At 68.1% G+C, this 6701-nt stretch carries 7 protein-coding genes; all 7 read left to right on the top strand.

Annotated elements, in window-relative coordinates:
- Positions 1–79: 79 nt before the first annotated feature.
- On the top strand, positions 80–1168 hold the full coding sequence (locus tag E1261_RS42150; protein WP_132415494.1) for a Gfo/Idh/MocA family protein: 1089 nt from the start codon (positions 80–82) through the stop codon (positions 1166–1168).
- The gene (locus E1261_RS42145) at positions 1161–1904 is read left to right on the top strand and encodes a ThuA domain-containing protein (RefSeq protein ID WP_132415492.1); all 744 of its coding nucleotides are present in this window, start codon (positions 1161–1163) and stop codon (positions 1902–1904) included. Before E1261_RS42150 ends, E1261_RS42145 begins: the two co-directional genes overlap by 8 nt.
- A 37-nt stretch (positions 1905–1941) precedes the next feature.
- Positions 1942–3330, top strand: coding sequence for a phosphomannomutase/phosphoglucomutase (locus E1261_RS42140; RefSeq protein WP_132415490.1), 1389 nt, complete (start codon positions 1942–1944; stop codon positions 3328–3330).
- Complete coding sequence (locus tag E1261_RS42135; RefSeq protein WP_132415488.1) at positions 3330–3536, top strand: Trm112 family protein; 207 nt, start codon at positions 3330–3332, stop codon at positions 3534–3536. The genes E1261_RS42140 and E1261_RS42135 overlap by 1 nt, the downstream gene beginning before the upstream one ends.
- Positions 3533–4609, top strand: a complete 1077-nt coding sequence (locus tag E1261_RS42130) for an SIS domain-containing protein (protein ID WP_132415486.1) — start codon at positions 3533–3535, stop codon at positions 4607–4609. Before E1261_RS42135 ends, E1261_RS42130 begins: the two co-directional genes overlap by 4 nt.
- Positions 4603–5760: a mannose-6-phosphate isomerase, class I gene (manA, locus tag E1261_RS42125; protein ID WP_132415484.1), complete on the top strand. Its 1158-nt coding sequence runs from the start codon at positions 4603–4605 to the stop codon at positions 5758–5760. The genes E1261_RS42130 and manA overlap by 7 nt, the downstream gene beginning before the upstream one ends.
- Positions 5761–5783: 23 nt before the next feature.
- On the top strand, positions 5784–6701 hold a 918-nt coding region (locus tag E1261_RS42120), incomplete at its 3' end, for a cation diffusion facilitator family transporter (protein ID WP_132415482.1).

Below are 6701 nucleotides of genomic sequence, written 5' to 3'. Positions count from 1 at the left end.
GGGGGGAAGGTGTTTGAAGTTGTTCCGTAGTGTGGAAGGCGGATTGTCGTGACCGGGTGGGCGGGGGAGGATCGTTGCTGTGAACGATCAAAAGCTGCGTGTCGGAGTGGTCGGGCTGGGGTTTGCAGGGCGCACCGCACTGGAGGCGTTCTCCGAGCTGCCGGATGTTGAGGTGGTCGCGCTGGCTGGGCTGGAGAAGGATCTGCTGACCAGTCTGGGCGAGAAACACGGCGTACCGCATCTGTACGAGAAGTGGGAGGACCTGCTCGAGGCGCAAGGCCTGGAGGCGGTCAGCATCGGTACGCCGACGCAACTGCACGCCCCGATTGCGCTGGCCGCGCTGGAGAAGGGCCTGCACGTGCTGTCGGAGAAGCCGCTGGCCAGGACCGTGGCTGAGGGCACTGCGATGGTCGAGGCCTCGAAGAAGGCCGGCCGGGTGCTCAAGGTCGTCTTCAACCACCGTGAGCGCGGTGACGTCATCGCGCTGAAGCACCAGATCGACGAGGGCCAGCTCGGCCGCATCTACTACGCCAAGGCGCACTGGATGCGTCGCAATGGCATCCCCGGCATGGGTGGCTGGTTCACCAACCGGGAGCTGTCCGGTGGCGGCCCGTTGATCGACCTGGGTGTCCACATCCTCGATATGGCGCTGCATCTGCTCGGTGAGCCGCAGGTGACCACGGTGTCGGCGAATACGTTCGCCGAGCTGGGCCCGCGCGGCCGGGGGAGTGCGCACAGTGCGCAGCGGCCGACCGTCGACACGCTCGGTTCGAAGTTCGAGGTCGAGGACCTGGCGACGGCGTACCTGCGTCTCGAAGGTGGTGGCGCGCTGCAGTTGGAGACAAGCTGGGCGACCTACCGGGCGCCGGGCGACAACTTCGGGATCGAGCTGTTCGGTACCGAGGGCGGCGCGAAGATCGACGTCCAGAACTACACGAACGACGACACGCTGCGGATCTACACCGATGTCGCCGGTATCCCGGCCGAGGTGCGTCCCGCGACCGGTCCGGGGCTCGGGCACCGCGCTGTCGTGCGGGAGTTCGTCCGGATCGTCCAGAGCGGCGACTGGGAAGGTCAGAACGGCTCGGAGGCGCTCCTCCGGACCGAGGTCATCGACGCCTGCTACGCCTCGGCGAAGGCAGGACGAGAGGTAGTGCTGCATGACTGATCCCATTCGCGTCACCGTCTGGGGCGAGAACGTCCACGAGGACCGTGACGAGACCGTCCGCAAGATCTACCCGGACACCATGCACGAGACGATCGCGTCGGCGCTGCGGGCCAAGCTCGGCCAGGACGTTGTGGTCCGTACGGCGTGGCTCCAGCAGGACGAGCACGGTCTGACCGAGGAGGTGCTGGCGGAGACCGACGTACTCACCTGGTGGGGGCACGCAGCGCATGACCAGGTCGACGACGCGGTCGTCGAGCGGGTGCAGAAGCACGTGCTGTCCGGGATGGGCCTGATCGCGCTGCACTCGGCGCACTTCAGCAAGATCTTCATCAAGCTGATGGGGACCACCTGCTCGCTGGACTGGCGCGCCGAGAACGACCGTGAGCTGATCTGGACGGTCGCCCCCGGGCACCCGATCGCGCGCGGGATCCCGCATCCGCTGGTGATCGAGCGCGAGGAGATGTACGGCGAGCTGTTCGACATCCCGCAGCCGGACGAACTGGTCTTCATCAGCTCGTTCACCGGTGGCGAGGTGTTCCGTTCCGGCTGCACCTACCGTCGGGGCCAGGGCCGGGTGTTCTACTTCCGGCCGGGTGATCAGGAGTTCCCCACGTACCACCACTCCGACGTGCAGCAGGTGATCGCGAACGCGGTCGGCTGGGCGGCTCCCGTCGTACCCAGGCAGCTGCCTGAAGTGCATCACCGGGGCGCCACCGAGTGGTTCGACAAGGGCTGAAATACAGCTTTTACACTGGGCCGGATAAGGTCCACGCATGGTTGACGTTGCGGCGATCTTCAAGGCGTACGACGTTCGCGGAGTCGTCCCGGACCAGTTGGACGAGTCGGTGGCCCGGGCGACCGGTGCGGCCTTCGTCGAGGTCCTGGACGTGCTCGCGGGTCCCGGGGCGGTCGTGGTCGGGTACGACATGCGCCCGTCCAGCCCGGCGCTCGCCGCCGCCTTCGCCGAGGGTGTGGCGAGCACCGGCGCCGACGTGATCATGATCGGTCTCGCCTCGACCGACCAGCTGTACTTCGCCTCCGGCCGGCTGAACCTGCCGGGCGCGATGTTCACCGCGAGCCACAACCCGGCGCAGTACAACGGCATCAAGATGTGCCGCGCCGGCGCCGCGCCGGTCGGTGCGGACTCCGGGCTGCGGGACATCGCCGACCTGGTCGAGAAGGCTCTGGTCGACGGGCCGGTGGCGACCTCCGTACCGGGCAAGATCCGCGAGAAGGACCTGCTGACCGCGTACGCCGATCATCTGCACGACCTGGTCGACCTGACCAAGATCCGGCCGCTCAAGGTGATCGTCGACGCCGGCAACGGGATGGGCGGGCACACCGTGCCGGCCGTCTTCTCGACCGGCCCGGTCGAGATCGTGCCGATGTACTTCGAGCTGGACGGCAGCTTCCCGAACCACGAGGCGAACCCGCTCGACCCGAAGAACCTGGTCGACCTGCAGGCGAAGGTCCGCGAGATCGGCGCCGATCTCGGGCTGGCCTTCGACGGCGACGCCGACCGCTGCTTCGTGATCGACGAGAAGGGTGACCCGATCTCGCCGAGCGCGATCACGGGTGCGGTCGCGGTCCGGGAGCTGGCCAAGCACCCCGGCGCGACGATCCTGTACAACCTGATCACCTCCAAGGCGGTGCCGGAGCTCGTCACCGAGCACGGTGGCGTGCCGGTGCGGACGCGGGTCGGGCACTCCAACATCAAGCAGAAGATGGCCGAGACCGATGCGGTCTTCGGTGGCGAGCACTCGGCGCACTACTACTTCCGGGACTTCTGGCGGGCCGACACCGGCATGCTGGCCGCACTGCACGTGCTGGCCGCGCTGGGTGAGCAGGACAAGCCGGCCAGCGAGCTGTTCGCCGTCTACGAGCGCTATGTCTCGTCCGGCGAGCTGAACAACAAGATCGACGACGCGGCGGCCACGGTCGCGGCGATCGAGGACACGTACGGCGGCCGCGATGACATCGCCGTCGACCACCTGGACGGCCTCACCGTGTCCGCGTCACAGTGGTGGTTCAACGTGCGCACGTCGAACACCGAGCCGTTGCTGCGGCTGAACGTCGAAGCGGCGGACCGCGCCACCATGGAGCGGGTCCGCGATGAAGTGCTGGCGCTGATCACCGGCACGCCTGCGAATGGGGAAAACTAATGGCAGTCAACCTGGACCCGGACCTGCTGAGCATCCTGGTCTGCCCGAAGTGCCGCTCGGAGTTCCGGGTGGACGACGAGGCGAACGAACTGGTCTGCACCAACGCTGGCTGTGCGCTGGCGTACCCGGTGCGCGATGACATCCCGGTGCTGCTGATCGACGAGGCCCGGGACACCCGCACCGAGGAGACCGCGGACCAGGCATGAGTGCCTTTGATGACTCGCGGCTGGACGACCCAGCTGCCCTGAAGGCAGCCGATCACTTGCTGCGGCGCCTGGCCATGGCCGGTGCGCGCGTGCGGGCCGAGCTGGAGGCGGCGGACGACGTACTGTCCTCGCTGACTTCCGACGGCTTCCGGCCGCGCGCCATTGTGGCGGCCGGTCGGGACGCTCGGCTGGTCCGCGCTGTTCTGGAGCCGGTCTGCCCGGTGCCGTTCGTTGCGTGGCCTGGTCCGGGTCTGCCTGGGTGGGCCGGTCCGCTGGACCTGGTGATCGTGCTGGGTGGACAGTCCGAGGACAACGACGCGCTGTCGGCCGCTGGCGAGGCTGCGCGTCGCGGTTGCGGTCTGATGGTTGCTGCGCCCGAGGACTCGCCTGTGGCGATCGCATCGGCCGGTCTGCGACACGCGATCCGGATGCCGTCGCAGTCCGATGACCAGCTCGCCGGAGCGGTCGCCGTACTGCAGGGGCTGCACCAGATGGAGCTCGGGCCGGTTGTGGACGCCAAGTCCGTGGCGGCGATGCTCGACGACGTGGCGATCAGTTGCTCGCCCAACAACGACGTGTCGTCCAACCCGGGCAAGGAGTTCGCGCTCGTGCTGGCCGATTCGCTGCCGCTGGTGTGGGGCGGCTCGGTGCTGGCTGCCCGTGCTGCGCGCCGGGTTGTCGAGGCGCTGCGGCTGGCCAGTGGCCGACCGGCGCTGGCCGCTGATGCCGGTCACCTGTTGCCGGTGCTCAACCAGCCGCCGCGGGACCTGTTCGCCGACCCGTTCGATCAGGGCGACGAGCTGCGGCCCGCACTGATCATTCTGGACGACGGTCTGGCCGATGATTCGGTCATCGAGACCCGCAACAAGCTGGCGCTCAAGGCCGAGCGGCACGAGGTGCGCGTGCACGTCGTGAAGCAGGCCGACGGGACGGACATCGCCCGGTACGCCGCTCTGACCCAGCAGGGCCGGTATGCCGCGGCGTACCTGGGTATTGGGCTGGGCCGCTACGGGACTCCGACCGACGACGCACCGGCCGAGCCAGGCATCCCGTCGGAGGACCCAGCGTGGTAGTCCGGCTCCAGAACACCATCCGCAACTACGCGTGGGGATCGCCGACCGCTCTGCCGCAGCTGCTCGGTGTGGAGCCGGACGGCCAGCCCCAAGCGGAGATGTGGATGGGCGCCCACGAGTCGGCGCCGTCCGTGCTGCCCTCAGGCGACTCCCTGTACGACGTGGTCGCGGCCGGCGCATCCTACGTACTGGGTGTGGAGACGGCTGAGCGGTTCGAGGGGCGGTTCCCGTTCCTGGCCAAACTGCTGGCGGCGGGGCAGCCGTTGTCGATCCAGGCGCACCCCTCGCGGGAGCAGGCGATCGACGGGTATGCGCGCGACGAGGCGGCCGGGATTCCGCGGGACGCCGGGGAGCGCAACTACAAGGACGCCTGGCCGAAGCCGGAGATCCTCATTGCGTTGGAGCCGTTCGACGCGCTGGTCGGGTTCCGGCCGCTGGCCGCGACGGTTGCGTTGCTCGAGGCGCTGGCGCCGGTGGGCTTCGACGGGCTGGCCTCGCAACTGCGGGACGGCAAGCTGCAGGAAGCCTTCACCGATTTCATGAGCAACGACCGGGACGCGATCCGGCCGCTGGTGTCCGCGCTGGGCGAGGCGTGCGTGCAGTACGCGGGTTCGGCGTACCGGCTTGAGATCGAGACGCTGTCCCGGTTGTGCGCGGACTTCCCCGACGACCCCGGCGTGCTGGCGGCTCTGCTGTTGAACCGGGTTCGGCTGGAGCGGTTCGAGGCCGTGTATCTGCCTGCTGGGAACGTGCATGCGTATCTGCACGGGCTCGGGTTCGAGGTGATGGCGAACTCGGACAACGTGCTGCGGGGTGGCCTGACGAGCAAGTACGTCGACGTACCGGAGCTGGTGTCGGTGGTCGACTTCGAGCCGCTGACCGACCCGGTGCTGACCGCGACCGACGGGGTCTACGCGACCGGGTGCGAGTACTTCGCCGTACAGCGGGTGGATCTTGAGGGTGGTGAACGAACGGTCACTGGGACCGGGCCGCGGATCGTCTGTTGTGTGGACGGAGCGGTCGAAGTCGGTGCCGGGGGCACCTATGACGGGGTGACGTTGTCCGCCGGGCAGTCCGCGTTCGCGGGTGGACCCGAGGGACCCTGTAACCTGCGTGGTTCCGGCACGGCATTCGTCGTGTCCACACCCTGATTTTGCGGAGGACCTGAACAACCATGGCTGGTGGCGGAAACAAGGCCGTGGTCGCGGCCCTGCTGGCGAACACCGGGATCGCGATCACCAAGTTCGCGGCGTGGGGGCTGACCCAGTCGGCCTCGATGCTGGCGGAGTCGATCCACTCGCTCGCCGATGCCGGCAACCAGGTGCTGCTGCTGGTCGGCAGCAAGCGCGCCAAGCGCGAGGCCAACGAGCTGCACCAGTTCGGTTTCGGCCGCGAGCGGTACGTCTACTCGTTCATCGTGGCGATCGTGCTGTTCAGCGTCGGTGGTCTGTTCGCGCTCTACGAGGGCTGGCACAAGATCCACGACCCGCACGGGATCGACAACTGGAAGTGGGTCCCGGTCGCGGTGCTGGTGGCCGCGATCATCATGGAGACGCTGTCGTTCCGGACCGCGATCGTCGAGGCGAACAAGGTCCGCGGACCTGTCGGCTGGGCCAAGTTCATCCGCAACGCCCGTTCGCCCGAGCTCCCGGTCATCCTGCTCGAGGACTTCGCCGCGCTCACCGGTCTGGTGTTCGCCCTGATCGGTGTCGTGCTGACCCTGGTCACCGGCAACGGCGTCTTCGACGGCCTCGGCTCGATGGCGATCGGCGTGCTGCTGGTGGTCGTCGCGATCTTCCTCGCGATCGAGATGAAGTCCCTGCTGCTCGGTGAGTCCGCGACCCGCGAGTCGCAGCAGAAGATCGTCGACGCGATCGAGAACACCGTCGGCGTCCAGCGCCTGATCCACATCAAGACCCTGCACCTCGGTCCCGAGGAGGTCCTGGTCGCCGCCAAACTCGCCGTCGACTCGGCCGCCGACAGCGCCACCATCGCCCAAACCATCGACGCCGCCGAGCTCGCGATCCGCGCCGCCGAACCGATGGCGGTCCACGTCTACCTCGAACCCGACATCTTCCACGAGGACTACACC

This window comes from Kribbella albertanoniae (assembly GCF_004348455.1).
Taxonomy (GTDB): Bacteria; Actinomycetota; Actinomycetes; order Propionibacteriales; family Kribbellaceae; genus Kribbella; species Kribbella albertanoniae.
The sequence above is the reverse complement of the archived record's forward strand: the minus strand, read 5'-3'. Positions and strand labels throughout refer to the sequence as shown.